Origin of the sequence: Microbispora sp. KK1-11, from assembly GCF_006874435.1 — a bacterium.
Classification (GTDB): domain Bacteria; phylum Actinomycetota; class Actinomycetes; order Streptosporangiales; family Streptosporangiaceae; genus Microbispora; species Microbispora catharanthi.
Genome location: NZ_VIRJ01000008.1, coordinates 76,350 through 92,262, shown reverse-complemented (window position 1 = coordinate 92,262; position 15,913 = coordinate 76,350). Strand labels below are relative to the sequence as shown.

19 protein-coding genes and 1 pseudogene are annotated in these 15,913 nt (G+C 70.7%); 13 read left to right on the top strand and 7 right to left on the bottom strand.

The annotated features are described in order from the left end of the window. Positions 1 to 81 precede the first annotated feature (81 nt). Entirely contained in the window at positions 82 to 507 is a 426-nt protein-coding gene (locus FLW16_RS14230) for a hypothetical protein (RefSeq protein WP_142560488.1), read from the top strand. A gap of 20 nt (positions 508 to 527) precedes the next feature. Here the strand turns inward: FLW16_RS14230 and FLW16_RS14225 are convergent, their stop codons facing one another. After that, on the bottom strand, positions 528 to 728 hold the full coding sequence (locus FLW16_RS14225) for a hypothetical protein (protein WP_142560487.1): 201 nt from the start codon (positions 726 to 728) through the stop codon (positions 528 to 530). 95 nt (positions 729 to 823) lie between these two features. Further along, positions 824 to 1,366: a MarR family winged helix-turn-helix transcriptional regulator gene (locus FLW16_RS14220; protein ID WP_260615252.1), complete on the bottom strand. Its 543-nt coding sequence runs from the start codon at positions 1,364 to 1,366 to the stop codon at positions 824 to 826. 75 nt (positions 1,367 to 1,441) lie between these two features. On the opposite strand from FLW16_RS14220, the gene FLW16_RS14215 reads away from it, so the two are divergent. The 3 genes from FLW16_RS14215 to FLW16_RS14205 are packed head-to-tail and all read left to right on the top strand — an operon-like array spanning position 1,442 to position 4,671. Continuing rightward, positions 1,442 to 2,623 (top strand): flavin-dependent oxidoreductase, encoded by a 1,182-nt coding sequence (locus FLW16_RS14215; protein WP_142560486.1) that lies wholly within the window; start codon positions 1,442 to 1,444, stop codon positions 2,621 to 2,623. Beyond that, positions 2,620 to 3,069, top strand: a complete 450-nt coding sequence (locus tag FLW16_RS14210; RefSeq protein WP_142560485.1) for a DUF3237 domain-containing protein — start codon at positions 2,620 to 2,622, stop codon at positions 3,067 to 3,069. Before FLW16_RS14215 ends, FLW16_RS14210 begins: the two co-directional genes overlap by 4 nt. Before the next feature lie 9 nt (positions 3,070 to 3,078). Beyond that, a complete protein-coding gene (locus FLW16_RS14205; protein ID WP_142560484.1) occupies positions 3,079 to 4,671 on the top strand; it encodes a CocE/NonD family hydrolase in 1,593 nt (530 codons plus the stop codon). Between the two features lie 141 nt (positions 4,672 to 4,812). On the opposite strand, the gene FLW16_RS14200 is transcribed toward FLW16_RS14205, so the two are convergent. The 3 genes from FLW16_RS14200 to FLW16_RS14190 form a co-directional block, all read right to left on the bottom strand. After that, a complete protein-coding gene (locus FLW16_RS14200; RefSeq protein ID WP_142560483.1) occupies positions 4,813 to 5,709 on the bottom strand; it encodes a hypothetical protein in 897 nt (298 codons plus the stop codon). Positions 5,710 to 6,073: 364 nt separating this feature from the next. Next, a complete protein-coding gene (locus FLW16_RS14195; protein ID WP_142560482.1) occupies positions 6,074 to 8,191 on the bottom strand; it encodes a hypothetical protein in 2,118 nt (705 codons plus the stop codon). A gap of 73 nt (positions 8,192 to 8,264) precedes the next feature. Beyond that, a complete protein-coding gene (locus FLW16_RS14190) occupies positions 8,265 to 8,807 on the bottom strand; it encodes an RNA 2'-phosphotransferase (RefSeq protein WP_142560481.1) in 543 nt (180 codons plus the stop codon). Positions 8,808 to 8,899: 92 nt separating this feature from the next. Here FLW16_RS14190 and FLW16_RS14185 point away from each other — a divergent pair, with 92 nt between their 5' ends. The 3 genes from FLW16_RS14185 (at position 8,900) to FLW16_RS14175 (ending at position 10,486) form a co-directional block, all read left to right on the top strand. Next, positions 8,900 to 9,640, top strand: a complete 741-nt coding sequence (locus tag FLW16_RS14185; protein WP_221891068.1) for a helix-turn-helix domain-containing protein — start codon at positions 8,900 to 8,902, stop codon at positions 9,638 to 9,640. Positions 9,641 to 9,720: 80 nt separating this feature from the next. Beyond that, on the top strand, positions 9,721 to 9,972 hold the full coding sequence (locus tag FLW16_RS14180) for a helix-turn-helix domain-containing protein (RefSeq protein ID WP_142560480.1): 252 nt from the start codon (positions 9,721 to 9,723) through the stop codon (positions 9,970 to 9,972). Between the two features lie 136 nt (positions 9,973 to 10,108). Further along, positions 10,109 to 10,486, top strand: a complete 378-nt coding sequence (locus tag FLW16_RS14175) for a helix-turn-helix domain-containing protein (protein ID WP_142560479.1) — start codon at positions 10,109 to 10,111, stop codon at positions 10,484 to 10,486. A gap of 3 nt (positions 10,487 to 10,489) precedes the next feature. Here the strand turns inward: FLW16_RS14175 and FLW16_RS14170 are convergent, their stop codons facing one another. Beyond that, positions 10,490 to 11,080 carry a ClpP family protease gene (locus FLW16_RS14170; protein ID WP_142560478.1) on the bottom strand — a complete coding sequence of 197 codons (591 nt, stop codon included), beginning with the start codon at positions 11,078 to 11,080 and terminating at the stop codon, positions 10,490 to 10,492. After that, positions 11,077 to 11,685 (bottom strand): ClpP family protease, encoded by a 609-nt coding sequence (locus tag FLW16_RS14165; RefSeq protein WP_142560477.1) that lies wholly within the window; start codon positions 11,683 to 11,685, stop codon positions 11,077 to 11,079. The genes FLW16_RS14170 and FLW16_RS14165 overlap by 4 nt, the downstream gene beginning before the upstream one ends. Between FLW16_RS14165 and FLW16_RS46175 the strand changes: the two are divergent. The 6 genes and pseudogenes from FLW16_RS46175 to stsB all read left to right on the top strand — a co-directional run. Then, positions 11,684 to 12,088: pseudogene (locus FLW16_RS46175) on the top strand (hypothetical protein); the annotation flags it as partial. The gene FLW16_RS14165 and the pseudogene FLW16_RS46175 sit on opposite strands and share 2 nt — an antisense overlap. 150 nt (positions 12,089 to 12,238) lie before the next feature. Continuing rightward, entirely contained in the window at positions 12,239 to 13,123 is an 885-nt protein-coding gene (locus FLW16_RS14155; RefSeq protein WP_142560476.1) for a dioxygenase, read from the top strand. After that, complete coding sequence (locus tag FLW16_RS14150) at positions 13,120 to 13,665, top strand: fumarylacetoacetate hydrolase family protein (RefSeq protein ID WP_142560475.1); 546 nt, start codon at positions 13,120 to 13,122, stop codon at positions 13,663 to 13,665. The genes FLW16_RS14155 and FLW16_RS14150 overlap by 4 nt, the downstream gene beginning before the upstream one ends. Beyond that, the gene (locus tag FLW16_RS46170; RefSeq protein ID WP_396686298.1) at positions 13,666 to 13,947 is read left to right on the top strand and encodes a hypothetical protein; all 282 of its coding nucleotides are present in this window, start codon (positions 13,666 to 13,668) and stop codon (positions 13,945 to 13,947) included. A 111-nt stretch (positions 13,948 to 14,058) separates the two neighbouring features. Continuing rightward, on the top strand, positions 14,059 to 14,334 hold the full coding sequence (locus FLW16_RS14145) for a StsA-related sactipeptide RiPP (RefSeq protein ID WP_142560474.1): 276 nt from the start codon (positions 14,059 to 14,061) through the stop codon (positions 14,332 to 14,334). Between the two features lie 84 nt (positions 14,335 to 14,418). Continuing rightward, complete coding sequence (gene stsB, locus FLW16_RS14140; protein WP_396686238.1) at positions 14,419 to 15,909, top strand: StsB family radical SAM/SPASM domain sactipeptide maturase; 1,491 nt, start codon at positions 14,419 to 14,421, stop codon at positions 15,907 to 15,909. The last annotated feature ends 4 nt before the right edge of the window (positions 15,910 to 15,913 follow it).

Genomic DNA, 15,913 nt, shown 5'->3' with positions numbered 1-15,913 from the left:
GGCCCCGGGCGCCGGTTCCACCCGCCGGGCGAGTATCGTCGCAGGCCGGACGGCATAGACCACAACGGACAGGAGTCGCCGATGACGTTCATGAGGGCCCGGGAGGTTCCGGGGCGGGTGGCCACGGGTGCGTACATCCTGCACTCCGGGATCGAGAAATGGAACGGCGGGGACGAGCAGGCCGCAGGCATCCACGGCATGGCCGTCGGCGCCTTCCCGTTCCTGAAGTCCGTCCCGCCTCGCCGGTTTCTCAAGCTGCTGTCCGCGGCCGAGATCGCGACGGGCGCGGCGCTCCTGGCGCCGTTCGTGCCGGCCGCGGTCGCCGGAGCCGCGCTCACCGGGTTCTCCGGCGGTCTGCTCGCGCTCTACCTGCGCACGCCCGCGCTGCACAAGCCCCGCAGCATCTGGCCGACCCCGGCGGGCATCGGCGTCAGCAAGGACGTGTGGATGCTGGGCGTCGGGCTCGGGCTGCTCGCCGACGCCGCGACCCGGCGGCGCGACGGCTGATCCCGCCGCCGGGAGGCGCTTCAGCGCCGCCTCAGCGCCCGCCACAGGCGCCTTCCCAGAGTGAGGGGCTCGTCCTCCTCCGGCGCGGCGTCGTCGTCCGGCAGGTCGTACCAGTGGGTGTCCCCGGGGAACGGGCCCGGCGCCGCGCAGCCGAGGCCGTCCTCGGCTGCGGCGTCGGCGTCCGGTGCCGCGAACGGCGGGAACTGCTCGGAAACGGCCACTGGTGCGGTCCTCACGGTGAAACGGGTGCGTCCCGCCCCCGGAGACGCTTGCGAGAACTGTACGCGTAGCTTCTGGGCGACTGCCCCGATTCGCCCTATGGAAGATCCGCCGGGCGGGCGTGGAGGATGCGGGCCAACAGGGCCGTCATCTGCTCGCGCTCGGCGGGGCCGAGGCAGGCGAACCACTCCCGTTCCCTGCGGGTCTGGTCGGCGAAGGCCTCACGCACGGCCGCTTCGCCCGCCGCGGTCAGCGTGACGACCACCGCGCGGCCGTCCTCCGGCACCGGCCGGCGTTCGACCAGGCCGCCGCGTTCGAGGGTGTTGACGGCGTTGGTCACCGCGGACCGCGACATGGCGGAGATCTCGGCGAGCCGTACGGGCTGGGTGGGGCCGAGCAGCCAGAGCTTGAACATCAGCCGGAAACCGGGCAGCGTCAGGCCGCGCGGGCGGTGGATGCGGGTCTCCAGGTCGGTGACCAGCAGGTAGGCGAGCTGGAGCAGGTGGTAGGCCAGCGCGAACGCCTCGGCGTCGGCCGGAGGCGACATGGCCGCCAGGCGCTCGCGCGCGTAGGCCGCGTAGCGCAGGTCCGGCGGCATGTCCACGCCGAGGTCCGGCCGGGTGTCGGGCTCGCTGCTCATCGTTCAAGTCTTGCGTAGCCGCGGACGTGTCGTGGATATTGTTTCGGCCATAACAACTTCTATCCGGAGGCGCCTGTGCGCATCGTCATCGCCGGAGCGGGCATCGGCGGGCTGACCGCCGCGCTCAGCCTTCATGCGGCGGGGTTCGAGGACGTGACCGTGCACGAGGCCGCCCCCGAGATCCGGCCGCTGGGCGTCGGGATCAACCTCCTCCCCCACGCCGTACGGGAGCTGGCCGAGCTGGGACTGGCCGACCGGCTGGCGGAGATCGGCGTGGCCACGGCCGAACTGGCCTACTTCAACCGCTACGGCACGCCGATCTGGTCCGAGCCCCGGGGGCTGGCCGCCGGCTACGCCTGGCCGCAGTACTCCGTCCATCGCGGGAGACTGCAGATGCTCCTGCTGGAGGCGGTGGTCGAGCGGCTGGGCCCGGACGCCGTACGGACCGGCAGCCGGATCACCGGCCCCGGCGCGGAGGACCTGCTGATCGGGGCGGACGGGATCAACTCGGCCGTGCGCGCGCATCTTTACCCCGGCGAGGACCCGCCGCCGTGGAACGGCCTGGTCCTGTGGCGGGGCGTCACGTACGGCGAGCCGTTCCTGACCGGCCGGTCCATGATCATGGCGGGCGACGGCACGCAGAAGTTCGTCGCCTACCCCATCGAGACCGGCGAGCGCACGCTGATCAACTGGATCGCGGAGCGGCCCCTGGACGGCGAGGCCCCCGACCGGGGCAACTGGAACCGTCCCGCCGACCTGGCTGAGATCGGCAGGCACTTCGCCGACTGGCGCTTCGACTGGCTCGACGTGCCGGGGATCATCGCCGGAGCCGAGACCGCGTACGAGTACCCGATGGTGGACCGCGACCCGCTCCCCCGCTGGACCTTCGGCGACGTCACGCTGCTCGGCGACGCGGCGCACGCCATGTATCCGATCGGCTCCAACGGCGCCTCCCAGGCGATCATCGACGCCCGGGTGCTGGCGTACGCCCTCGCCCGGGGCGACCTGGCGGCGTACGAGGAGATGCGCCGCCCGGCTACGACGGCGCTGCAACTGTCCAACCGCGAGATGGGGCCGGAGATCGTCATGAAGCTCGCCCACGAACGCGCGCCCGGCGGGTTCGACGACATCGAGCAGGTCGTCCCCCTCACGGAACGGGCGGAGATCGCCGCCTCCTACAAGCGCACGGCCGGGTTCGACCCCGCCTCGCTCAGCGAACGCCCATCCTGGAGCGTCGATCGGAGTGCCGCCTCGTGAACCTGGAACCGCTCGCCACGTTCCACGTGGATCTCGACCCCGTGCTCGACCTCGGCGACTCGCAGTGGGGCCACCGCCGTGTGGTCAACATCGTGGGCGGGACGTTCGACGGTCCCCGCCTGTCGGGCACCGTGCTGCCCGGTGGGGCCGACTGGCAGGTCGTGCACGCCGACGGCATGATCAGCATCGACACGCGCTACACGCTGCGCACCCACGACGGCGCGCACGTCTACATCACCACCAGCGGAGTCCGGCACGGCTCCCCCGAGGTGCTCGGCCGCCTCGGGCGGGGCGAGGACGTGGACCCGTCGGAGTACTACTTCCGGCTGTTCTGCCGCTTCGAGACGGGCGACGATCGATACCTGTGGCTCAACCGCACCCTCGCCGTGGCCTCGGCCGCCCGCGTGGCCACCGCCGTCCGCTACGACGCCTACGCCCTGACCTGAGGAGTCCTCATGCCGAAGCTCGACCGCCCCTCGCTCCCGGTCACCGTCGAGCACGATGTCCCGATGCCGATGCGGGACGGCACCATCCTGCGGGGCACCGTCCACCGGCCGGCCGACGGCGGTCCGTTCCCGGCGCTGCTCATGCGCACGCCGTACGGCGAGGACTCGTTCCGGATGGCGCCGGTGACGCCCGCGTTGCGGGCCGGGTTCGCCGTGGTGCTGCAGCACTGCCGGGGGCGCGGGAGCAGCGACGGCGAGTTCCGCCCGTGGGTGGACGAGGGCGCCGACGGCCACGACACGATCGCCTGGATCACCGCGCAGCCCTGGTCGAACGGCGAGGTCGTGATGAGCGGCATGTCCTACCTCGCCGGGTGCGCGCTGCAGGCGGCGGCGACGCGCCCACCCGGGCTGAAGGCAGTGGTCGCCTCGATGACGCCCCACGACTTCCACGACGGCCTCAAGTATCACGGCGGCGCGTTCGCGCTGGGATCGGCCCTCAACTGGGGCGCGATGCAGGCGATGCTCGGGCTGCTGCACGCCGCCGAGGCGGGTGAGGACGTCGGCGCGGGGTTCGCCACGGTTCTTCCCGTTCTGGGCGACCAGGACGCCGCGGCGCGCACCCTGCCGGTCGGCGACATCCCCGGCATTCCCTGGTGGCGCGACTGGACCTCGCACGTGGACCGCGACGCCTACTGGGAGGAACTGGCCGAGACCCTGCGCCACGACCGCGTCGAGGTGCCGGTCATGCACGTGGCGGGCTGGTTCGACCTGTTCCTCGGCGGGACGCTGGAGAACCACCGCCGGCTGGGCGGCCCTCTCGTCATCGGGCCCTGGTCCCACCTGGCGCCGGGCGCCGCGGGCACCGGACGGTTGTTCTTCGGCGCCGCCGCCTCCGGGCAGGCGATCCGGCTGGAGCAACGGGAGCTCGCGTTCCTGAAGGGCGAGGACACCGGCCCCGCCGTGAAGATCTTCGTGATGGGCGACGACGTCTGGCGGGACGAGGAGGCCTGGCCGCTGGAGCGCGCCGTCGAGACCCCCTACTACCTGCACACCGGCGGCCTGCTCTCCCCCGAGCCTCCCTCGGCGTACGGGCCGGCGACCTTCACCTTCGACCCGCGCGACCCGGTCCCGACCGTCGGCGGCCCGACCCTGCTGCCCGACCCCACCAACGTCGGGCCGCAGGACCAGCGCGACGTGGAACGGCGGCCCGACGTGCTCTGCTACTCGACCGACGTGCTCACCGGCGATGTCGAGGTGACGGGCCCGGTGTCGGTGACCCTGCACGCGGAGACCTCGGCCGACTCGACGGACTGGACGGCCAAACTCGTGGACGTGTATCCGGACGGCCGGGCGATGAGCGTGATCGACGGCATCGTCCGCGTCCGCGAGCCCTCCGGGACGTTCCTCATCGATCTGGTCGCCACGAGCCAGGTCTTCAAGGCCGGTCACCGCATCCGGGTGGAGATCTCCAGCTCCAACTTCCCCCGTTTCGACCGCAACCCCGGCACCGGCCGGATGGCGGCGACCGAGGCGGACCTGGTCGTCCAGCACCAGAAGGTCTTCCCCGACTCGTACATCACGTTGCCGATCGTCCCCCGCTGACGCGCATAGGCCGAGTTCCCGACCGCCTGCCGGCGTCGGCAGCGCGAGCAGGCCGACACGAGTCGCCGCCGTCGCGATCGGAGGCTGTGCGATCTCCCCTGGGCGCGCGGCACAGCGGTGCCGCGTCACCGCCGGACGGCGTCAGGAAATGTCATCGTCGAGCAGCGCGTCAGAAGAGTCGACCGTGGCGGCTGCTCGCAGCCAGGCAGCCAGCCGGTCGAGGTCATTGCATTTCCGGATCTTTTCGGAAATGTCCTCGGACACCTCGATGCCCCGGGCCGACAGAACCGTCAGGATCGCCTCGGCCTGTCCCTCCGCCTTGCCTTCGGCCTTGCCTTTGGCGATGTTGTCGCGGGCCCAGTCACTCAGGTACTCGTAGGTCTCGGTCTTCAAGTGCATCTCCAAGTGATCCCAGATCTCCCCGGGCAGTGCCGCACGCACCATGTCAGCGTACATACCCGCCTGATCGCGGTCGAGATTGTGCAACGCGGTGAGCAGGGCTTCGAGGATCTCCGGACCCTGCGGCGTGTCGGCATGATGGATCACCGACAGCACGGCGAGTTCGAGGTCCTCCGTTACCTGGCCGGGGTCGGTGATCACCGGAACCTCGGCCGGTCCGACGACGAGCGGGGTCAGCACCATACCGGGGTGACCCAGCCCGATGGGGCGTGCGCACCAACGGGCGATCGCCGCATCAGGCGCGACAACCAGGAGCATGACCGGACATTTCAACCGGCTGCGCAGACTGCTGAGGTACAGCGGCCACGACCAGAGCTTGTCCGAATCACGGTCGCGCTGGACTTCCACGATCACTGCCAGGACGGGTTCGGGCTCGTCGTCGGGGCTCTTACGACGGAAGGCTATGACCGAGTCGGCGCGACGTTCGGTGGGGATGACCTCGGTGAGATCAGCCGATTCGAGGCCCGCGTAGTCGTAGTCGGGCAGCTGGACTCTGAGGGAGCGCGTGAGCAGGTCGGCGGCGAGGTCGGGTCGTTCGCAGAACAGACGGACGACGGCTTCGTGTTCGGCTAGTGCCACAGCGTGACCGTATCTACGCCGGAACGGACGGTAACACCGAGTAATTGAATCGTTACTCTGAGTTCTAGCCGGGCCCCTCGGTTGTCCGCTGTAGCGCGATCGGGAAACGGGGGTCGAAGACCGCTGCTGTGGGTTGGTTCGCCGGCCGGACGGGTGAGGAAAGCTCGGAAGCTATTTTCGCCAGCAGGCCCATTACGGGCCTACCTGGAATTGAACCAGGTGAGAAGGAAGCCTCCGAATGGCCTCACCCGCCGGGGCGCAAGGAAAGCGGGAGAGCTAGATCCAGACCGGCGCCCGTACGGGCAGACCGGTTCCAAAAGAGGTGAGAAGGAAGCCCTCCCATGGCCTTGTGGCCAGCACGATATCAGGCCGGGATCAGCTCGTGCAGCGTGGCCGGTGTGTAGACACGCGCCCCTTCCGGGAGGTCGGCGGGCGCCTCAAGCCCGATGTACGTGACGTGCCCGCCCGTTGAGGACGCGGGGGACTTGGCCCGCAGCAGGTCGACCAGGTAGCCGACCCGGAGGTAGTCCCGCTCCACGATCGAGCGCACGAGCAGCGACGCGGTGACCCGGTTGCCCTCCACCTGGTTGAACGCCGGATAGCCGGACAGGTAAAGGTGCAACCACTTCACCCGCCAGGCGTCGTCGTCCCCGCGCAGGAAGACGAGTGGGAGCGCGATGCGGCCGGATCCGCGCAGGTCGGACTTCATCCGCACGGTGCGCGGTTCGAACGGCCTGCCCTCCTGGGCGGCGTCCCTGGTCATGTAGCCGAAGAAGGCCTCGGCGGCCTCGTCGAACCGCTCCCCGGCGTAGATGTTGACCTGAGGGATGACGATCGGCTTGGTGGCGCCCGACAGACGCACGTCGATGAACTCCGAGGCGCCGTCGGGGGCCTCGGTTAGATCGCCCGAGTAGGTCGCGAAGTCGTTGGCGTAGGACGTCCACGAGATGTGGGTCGGGTTGTCATAGGCGGGGCCGAGCATCAGCGCGGACAGATCGTAGTCGGTGCGCCGCTCGCGCTGTCGCCAGTGCACGAAGAACCGGAGCAGTTCACCGTCCACGGGCGACAGCGAGCCGCGGGGCAGCATCCCGAGCCCGGGCGCGACCGCCTTGCCCGACAGAGGCAGTGCCACGTCGAGAACGGCGGGGTCGGCGATCACCTCGCCGAGGTCGGGCAGACGGCGGCCGATCTCCTCGTCCAGGATGGCGAGCGTCCGGTTGAGAGCCTCCTCGTCGAGCGGGGCGCGGGTGTCGGGTGTCGCCCACGCTCTGCCGAACCGATTGGTGAAGACCCGGTTCACGGGAGCGAGCCGGTTCTGCAGGTGCTCCCGCAGGGAGAGCAGCACGCGGCCGGAGGCGCGGGCGGCGGACCTTTCTGCCGCCTCCAGCAGGGCGGAGCCGCCACCCACGCGCAGCAGGTGGTCGAGGCGGCGCAGCAGCGCGCCGGGCGTGTGCTCCAGCAGGGAGACGGCCTCTTCGGTGCGGCCCGCGGCCAGCGCGTCCTCGACCCGGCCGGCGAAGCTCGTCGCCTTGCGCACACCCCTCGCTACGTCGAAGACCTGGGCCGCCCGGGGGAACTGCGGATGCTCGTGGGGGTGCAGCCGCTCGCCGAGCCTCTTCCACTGCTCCCGGTGGCGGAGCACGTCCCCGTGTTTTGCGGCGGGGACGGTGTCCAGGGCGGCCAGCAGGATGCGGCGTTCTGCGCGGCGGAAGGAGCGCAGGCGGGCGGGGGTGGCCAGGGTGACGTCGCCATCGGAGCAGAGCGCGGCCAGCCGGAGCACGTCCGTCACGGTGTCGACGAGCAGCGGCTGCCCGGCGGCCAGCCGTACTTCGTTGACGATGGCCCGGTTCTCGCGCACCGGGACGTGCTCGGGCTGATCGTCGGCGCAGAAGGCGGTGCAGAAGGCGGCCAGCGCGCGCAGCGCGGCCAGGTCCTCGGCGGCGAGCGGGACCTCGGATCCGGCCAGCGAGAGGTAGAGCTCCCGCGCTTCGTCCCGCAGGCTTCCGCCCAGCTCCAGCACGGTCACCCGGTCCTTGGCCAGGGGGATCAGCTCGGCGTGCGCGGCCAGCAGGTCGGCGTAGGTGTGCTGGTAGCTGCCGTATCGCGGCAGGTCCAGCAGGTTGAGGATGCCCGGCTGGAGCCGGGCGGCGGCGACCGGGTCGAGCATGGCCTCGCGCAGCAGCCCCGCCCAGAACTCCAGGGTGTCAGGGACGTTCTTCGGGAAGTCGATGAAGTAGGCGTTGTGTTCGACATGGTCGCCGACCAGGCGGCGAACCGCGGCCAGGACGCGCACGCCGAGGTCGATCACCTGCTCGCCGGGCAGCCGGCTCAGCCGGTCGAGCAGCGCCGGCGAGCACGTGAAGCCGACGCTGAGCAGCGCCGCGTCGAGCTGCCGGGCGGCCACCCCGCCCCAACCGGACGTGTCGTCCCCCGCGTCGTCCACGGGAACACGCAGGCGCCGGGCAATGATGAGATCGTCCACGCAGGAAAGATATAGGCCGGATATGCGCGGATCGCCACCGAAATAGGCCGCCCTTGCGGTCTGGAGCATCCGTCTATGGGTCGCTTCTGATGAAGTGCGGCGGGACGGCGTCCACCAGCCAGACGCCGTTGGCGCTCACCCTGAAGTGATGCCCGGCGGCGTGCATCGCCGCCGCGTCCACCACGAGCACGACCGGCTTCCCCCTGCGCGCGCCGACGCGGGTCGCGGTCTCCCGGTCAGGCGACAGGTGGACGTGATGGCGTGCCATCGGCCGCAGCCCCTCCGCGCGAATCGCCTCCACGTTCCGGGCGACCGTGCCGTGGTAGAGGATCGGGGGCGGTGCGACCACCGGCAGGTCGAGGTCGACGGGCACCGAGTGTCCCTGACTGGCCCGGATCCGATCGCCCTCGATCACGTATCGCCGCTTGTCGTTGTCGGCGACCACCTGCTCCAGTTCGGCACGCGAGATCGGGAACCCGTGCGCGGCCGCCGCCGTCAGCAGCGCGTCGATGTCCACCCAGCCGTGCGCGTCGAGTTCGATGCCGATGCGCTCGGGCTGGTGCCGCAGATGCTTGGCCAGGTATTTCGAGACCCGCACCAACCGCCGGTCGTCCATTTTCCTCCCGAGCCCGCTGCCTTCGCACCCTATGGTGCCGGTCATCCGGCAGGCCCTGGACCGTCAGGTCCAGCCGGTAGGCTTCGGACCCTATGGACAGCTCGATCTTGGAGAAGGTCCGCGAGCTCCGCGGACAGGGCAACTCCCCCAAGCAGATCGCCCGCGCTCTCGGCATGTCACCGGCGGCGGTCGCGCCGTACGTCCGTGCGGTGGCCGAGCAGGCGAGCAGCACGGAGGCCTCGGAGGCCGAGCTCGCGGGATGCTGGATCAACGCCGGCTGGGGCGAGGGACTGGGCGTCCCGGACACGACCGGCTGGGCCGACGACGCCCCGGACGGTCAGGGGACCGCGGGCACGGTGAGCGTGGTGGTGGCGCGCAAGCACGGCTGGGACAAGCTGTCCGTCTGCGCCTACCTCGTCGACGTCTACTGCCTGGGCGTCAAGCACGCTCTCGGCCCCGACGTGATGAGCGAGGTGGAACTGCACCGCTTCCTCCCCAAGTGGTTCAGGATCTATCCGCACGGCTGGCGTGAGGCGCCGCTCGACCTGGCGCGGCACCTCGTCTTCGGCGCGGTCGACTACGCCCGTGATCTCGGCTTCGAGCCGGCGGCGGACTTCGCCGGGGCGGCCGGCCACCTCGGCGCGTGGGAGGAGAAGTCGGCCGTCACCTTCGGCAAGGACGGCAAGCCCCTCTACCTCGCGGGCCCGAACGACGACGTCAGGCACGTGGTGAAGACGCTGGAGCGCAGGGTCGGACCGCCGCCCAACTTCGACTTCTTCGCCCCCATGCCCGAGTCGCAGATCTCGCTGGGCGGCCACCGGCTCACCCCCTGACGCCGGGGTACAGTGCCGGCAGGTCAGACGAGCGCCGAGCGCGCACTTCCGATGAGTCCGACGAGACAGCACGCTCACCCATGAGCGGCCCGGGGGCGCCGGCGCACCGGACCAGGGGCAGTCGGCCGCCGCACGGCGATCCGGTGGTCGATCGGGCGCTGTCGCTCCTGGCCGCCTTCGACACCCGGCACCGCTCCGTGACGCTCGCCGAGCTGAGCAGGCACAGCGGGATTCCGGCGAGCTCGGCGCTGCGCCTGGCCCAGCGGCGGCTGCTCGGGCCTGCCGTACGGACCGCGGCGCGCTCGATCAGCCGGGGGCTCGGCGGGTCCTGAGGTGCGTCACCGCACCTCAGGGCATTCCGCCCCTCGTGATCTCGCCCGCACCCTGCTCACCCCCGCGCGGTCGGCCCGCTCACCTGTCGGCGAACAGACGGTCCGCCGGAGGTACGGACGTGCCAGACTGCCAGGCATGGCAGCCTCGGGCCGATCAGTGGTCATCGACATCCGGACGCGCCGGGCCGACAAGGAACGCGGCCCGGCGATCCCCGACGGCCCGGACCCGTTGCTGCGCACGGTGTACGGGGAGATCCTCCGCGACGAGCGGCTGGACCAGGACCGCACACTCGACGACGTGGCGCGTGCGGTGGGCATGTCGAAGCAGTATCTGTCGGAGGTCGAGCGCGGCCGCAAGGAGCCGTCGTCGGAGATGCTGCATTCGGTGTGCGACGCGCTCGGGTTGCCGATCGAGCAGCTGCTCACCCGTGCCGTCCGGCGGATCACGGCGTCACGCCGGATCGCGACGCGCGGGTCGTCCGCCGGTACGCCACGGGTGCTGCTGGCGGCGTGAGCGCTACTCGCGGGTCATGATCAGCTCGTCGGCGAGGCCGTACTCGACGGCTTCGCGAGCGCTGAAGATGCGGTCCCTGTCGGTGTCCTCGCGCAGCCGGGCGACGTCGACCCCGGTGTGACGGCTGAGGATCTCCTCGGTCTGCGCGCGCACGCGCATCACCTCGGCCGCCTGCAGGGTCAGGTCGGAGATCGTGCCCTGCCCCTGCGTGGACGGCTGGTGCAGCAGCACGCGGGAGTGGCCGAGCATGAACCGCCGTCCGGGGGCCCCGGCGGCGAACAGCACCGCGGCGGCCGAGGCCGCCTGGCCCATGCAGTACGTCGCGACCTTCGCGCGGATGAACTGCATGGTGTCGTAGATCGCGAGCATCGCGGTCGACGAGCCGCCAGGGGAGTTGATGTACAGGTTGATCTCCTGGTCCGGGCTCTCCGCCTCCAGGTGCAGCAACTGCGCCATCACGACGTTGGCGACGCCGTCGTCGATCTCCGTTCCGAGGAAGATGATGCGCTCGTTGAGCAGCCGGCTGAAGATGTCGAACGACCGCTCCCCCACCGGGGTCTTCTCGACCACGTACGGGATCGTGTACTGGCTCATGACGAGAACCCCATCCGGTTGGGAACGGCGTACGGTGCGATGCTGTGGAAGGAGTCGACGATCGTGTCGATCATCCCGTAGTCGCGGGCCTGCTCCGGGGTGAACCAGCGGTCCCGGTCGCTGTCGGCGGCGATCTCCTCGATCGTGCGTCCCGTCTCCGCGGCGAGGATCTCCTCGGACTGCTGCTTCATGTACTTGAGGTTCTCGGCCTGGATGGAGATGTCGATCGCCGTGCCGCCGATGCCGGCCGACGGCTGGTGCATCATGATCCGGCTGTGCGCGAGGCTGATCCGCTTGCCGTGGGTGCCGGACGCCAGCAGCACCTGACCCATGCTCGCCGCCATCCCCAGCGCGACGGTGACCACGTCGTTCGGCACCAGCTTCATCGTGTCGTAGATCGCCAGTCCGGCCAGCACCGACCCTCCCGGCGAATTGATGTACAGGATGATGTCGCGTTCGGGATCCGCCGAGGCCAGCAACACCATTTCGGCGCACGCCCGCTCGGCCATCTCGTCATCGACCTCTCCGGTCAGCAACAGGGTCCGTTGCTGGAACAGCTTCTCGTTCAGCCGATCCCGGTAACTCGTGCTCGATGAAACACTCATGGCGCAGTTGTATCCGCCGCAGCCCCGCGACCTGTCGGTATGTCTGCTGAGGGCAGACCGGTGGTACGCCGTGGGGAGAAGGCCTGCCGCCAATGGCAGGCGCCTGGCGACCGGCGGCCGGGGTGGCGCATCATCGGCCAGTCCGCCCACGCCGAGTCGGAGACGCGATGAGCTTCGAATATCTGGCCGACCCCGAGAGCGGCCCGCGGTGGAAGGGAACCCTGCCGGGCGCCCCCGAGGCGTTCTTCCTCCGGCGCGGCGAGGGCGAGCGCGCGATGCTGTTCACCGACCTGTTCACCGTGCTGCTCGGCGGCGACGAGACCGATGGCCAGTTCGGAATCTTCACGATGGACGATGGCCCGCCCAGGTGCACGACGCGAAGGCCGCGGTGCGCTGGCTGCGCGCACGCGGCGGCGAGCTGGGAATCGACACCGGCCGGATCGCGGTCTGGGGCGCGCGACGCGCTCGACCGCACGATCGCGTTCCTCCGGGAACGGCTCCACGCCTGAGCGGTCCGGAGCACCTCCCTTCTTCCCGACGACAGGAGATCCGCATGACCGATGAGGACCGCGTCCGGGAGGACCGTCTCGACGCCCTGCTGTCCGCCGTGCTCGGCCAGGTCGGCGGAAGCGACCCGCGGCTGCGGGAGCTGACGACCTCGCTGGTCCGGCACCTGCACGCGTTCGTACGCGAGACCCGGCCGACCGAGGACGAGTGGCTGACCGGGATCGACTTCCTCGTGCGCACCGGGCACACCTGCACCGACCTGCGCAACGAGTTCATCCTGCTGTCGGACATGCTCGGCCTCACCTCAGCGGTGGACGAGGTCAACCACGCCGGCCCGGCCGAGGCGACGCCGTCCTCCGTCGAGGGGCCCTTCCACGCGCCCGCTCCCCCGCGCGAGAACGGCGCGTGGATCGCCGCGGGCCCCGAGCGCCGCCGGGGGCAGCTCATGGTGGTGCGCGGGCGGGTCACCGACACCGGCGGCACGCCGATCGAGGGTGCCACCGTCGACATCTGGCAGGCCGACGACGCCGGGCACTACGACAGCCAGGACCCGGCGCAGCGACCCGGCAACCTGCGCGGCCTTTTCACCACTGGGGCCGACGGCGCGTACTGGTTCCGCAGCGTCGTCCCCTCCAGCTATCCGGTGCCCACCGACGGCCCGGTCGGCCGGCTGCTGCGCGCGCTGGGCCGCCATCCGATGCGCCCGGCCCACATCCACTACCGCGTGGAGGCTCCGGGGCACAGGCCGGTGACCACGCACGTCTTCGTCGCCGGTGACGAATACCTGGATTCCGACGCCGCGTTCGCCGTCAAGGAGGAACTGATCGTGACGCCCGTCATCCGCCGGGAGGGCGAGTCCTACGGGGTGGACGGCCCGTTCGCCGATTTCGTGTTCGACGTGCGGCTCGTTCCGCTGGAGGTGGCCCGGTGAGGCTCGTCGGGATTCGTGAGGGACGGCGGGTCGACGTCGCCGTCCAGATCGGCGACCGGGTCACCCCGCTCGCCGAGGTCGGCGACTTCTACGCCGACCTCGATCACTGGCTGCGGCAGGCCCGCCGTACGGAGACCGGGCTGCTCCCGGTCTCGCACGTTCACCTCGCCCCGCCGGTGCCGCCATCGGCCCGGGTGGTCTGCATCGGGCTCAACTACCGGGCGCACGCGGCGGAGGGCGGCTTCACCCCGCCCGAGCATCCGACCGTCTTCGGCCGCTGGGTGGCGTCCCTCACGGCGGGCGGGACGCCCGCTCCGGTGCCGGCCGGTGAGCCCGGCCTGGACTGGGAGGGCGAGGTCGCCGCCGTCGTGGGGCGGCGGCTGACCGACGCCGACCAGGCGAGTGCCGCGGCGGCCGTGCTCGGCTACGCCGCCTTCAACGACCTCACCGCCCGCACCGCGCAGAAGCTCACGGTGCCCGCGCCGGGGCTTGCCGTCTACACGCCGTCGGCGCATCCCGGCGCCCGGCTGCCGCACACCTGACTGCCGGACGGCCGTTCGCTCTACGACGCGCTCGGCGACGGGTTCACCCTGCTCCGCCTGACCGCGGGCGCGGACACCCGCCCGCTGGCGGACGCCGCGGCCCGGCGGTCGGCGCCGCTGGAGGTGCTCGACCTGTCCACGCTGCCCGGGACGGAAGAGCGGTACGGCGCCGCCCTGGTGCTGGTGTGGCCCGACCAGCACGTCGCCTGGCGCGGCGGCCGCGCCGAGGATCCGGACCCCCTGCTGGCCCGGGTGGGCGGGGACGACGTGTCCGCGGCCTGACGACCTCGCCGCCCACCGCGGCTAGCCCACGTTTGTGGGGTTGTCTCACCCATCTCCTACCAGCACATACTCGACATACACCGCATTCCCGTCAGACAGAGAGGTGAAGGCATGGCCTTCGATCCGAGGGAAGCTCTGCGTGAAGCCGGCATCCTGAACAGCCCGCTGGCCGCCGAAGTCGAGGAGGCGTTCGCCACCTTGACCCGGGAGGAAGTCGACCTGCTCATCTCGCTCAAGGACAAGCTCCCCGACGCGCTGCCCGGTGTGCTGGCGCACGCCGGCGCGGGCGGCGAGTGGTCCCGGCCCGAGGTGGAGGCCCACACCGTGCCGGTCGAGGGCAAGTGCCTGTGCGGAGCCTGGTCGGGCTCCGGGTCCGGGGCGGACTAGTCAGAACGGTTCGCGGGTGCGGCTCCGGCCGCGCGTCGCCCACAGAATCTGGGGCCGCACCTGCGGCTGAGAGCGTAAAGGGGAATGATGCCTGGGAAACTCGCCCGGAACCGCTCGTTGATCGACGTACCGGCAGACCTGACCTACTTCGTGCACGACGGGAAGTACCTGGTCCTCAACCCGCAGGTGGGCGGCCGGATCGTCCTCGACGCACGCGAGTTCGCCGTCCTGGCGGCCCTGGCCCGTCCCCGGGCGGGCGGGGAGCCGGCCCCCCTCGGCGAGACCGACGAGACCGGCGAGACCGGCGAGACCGGCGAGACCGAGCGGACCCTCGCCAAGCTCATCCTGAACTGCATCGTCTACTACAACGGGAACCGTCCGAAGCTCACCATCAAGGAGCCCGCGCTCCGCCAGGTGTATTACGCGATCACCGACGGGTGCAACCTCCGCTGTCCGTACTGCTACGCCTCCTCCGAGAAGTGCCTCCCCGGGGAGCTCACGACCGCCGAGTCGCTCGGCCTGGTCTCCCAGGTCGCCGCCATCGGGGCCAAGACCATGATCTTCACCGGCGGCGAGCCCATGCTCCGCAAGGACCTGTTCCAGATCGTGGAGCACGCCAATGACAGCGGGCTGACGTCGAACATCGTCACCAACGCCACAATGATCAGGAAGCCCGCGCAGGCCAAGCGGTTCGCCGAGCTGTTCGGCATGGTCACGGTGAGCGTCGACGGCGGCACTGCCGAGACCCACGACCGCACCCGCGGCGCCGGCTCCTTCGCCCGGACCTACCGTGCCCTGCAGCTGCTCAACGACGCCGGTGTGGTGCCGCGGATCAACCACATCGTCACCTCCGACAACGTCGACGAGCTGGAGGACTTCGCGAGGTTCATCGAGGGGCTCGAGGTCCACAGCATCCGGCTGATGTACCACAACGACCTGGGCCGGGGCGAGACCGACGAGTACGACTTCGGCTGGGAAGACCACATGCGGATCCAGCAGATCACCTGGACGTCTCCGGCCGCGGGCAAGCTGTTGCCGGACGGCCCGAGGCCGATCACGCCGTGCTCGGTGAAGGCCAACTGCGGGATGGGCGGCAACGAGATCTACGTCAACTCGCTGGGCGACGTGTATCCGTGCAAGCTCGTCACCGGACGGTCGCACCACGCGGGCAACGTACGGCGGCAGCCTCTGTCGGAGATCTTCGCCGGGCCGCTCCTGCGGGAGATGCGCACCAGCACCGTGCTCGGCGGCGACTACCACTCCGACTGCGCGAAGTGCTACATCAAGGCGTCCTGCGGCGGCGGATGCCGGGCCGCGCACATGGCCGAGTCCGGGGACCTGCGGCGCAACAGCCGTCACCAGTGCCGCATCCTGCGGCACGGCGTCGCCACGCAGCTGTGGATGGAGGCCGGTGTCAGCCGCTTGGAACTTGCCGCCGACGAGCGCGAGATGACGACACCCCGCCTGGTCGTCAACGACGACGTCCATCCCGTCTTCGACGACTGGAAGACCTATGTTCCCCCCTCGCGCGGCACCGTCAGGGTCGGCGAGTTGCTTCCCATCACGCCGGTATAGAGGA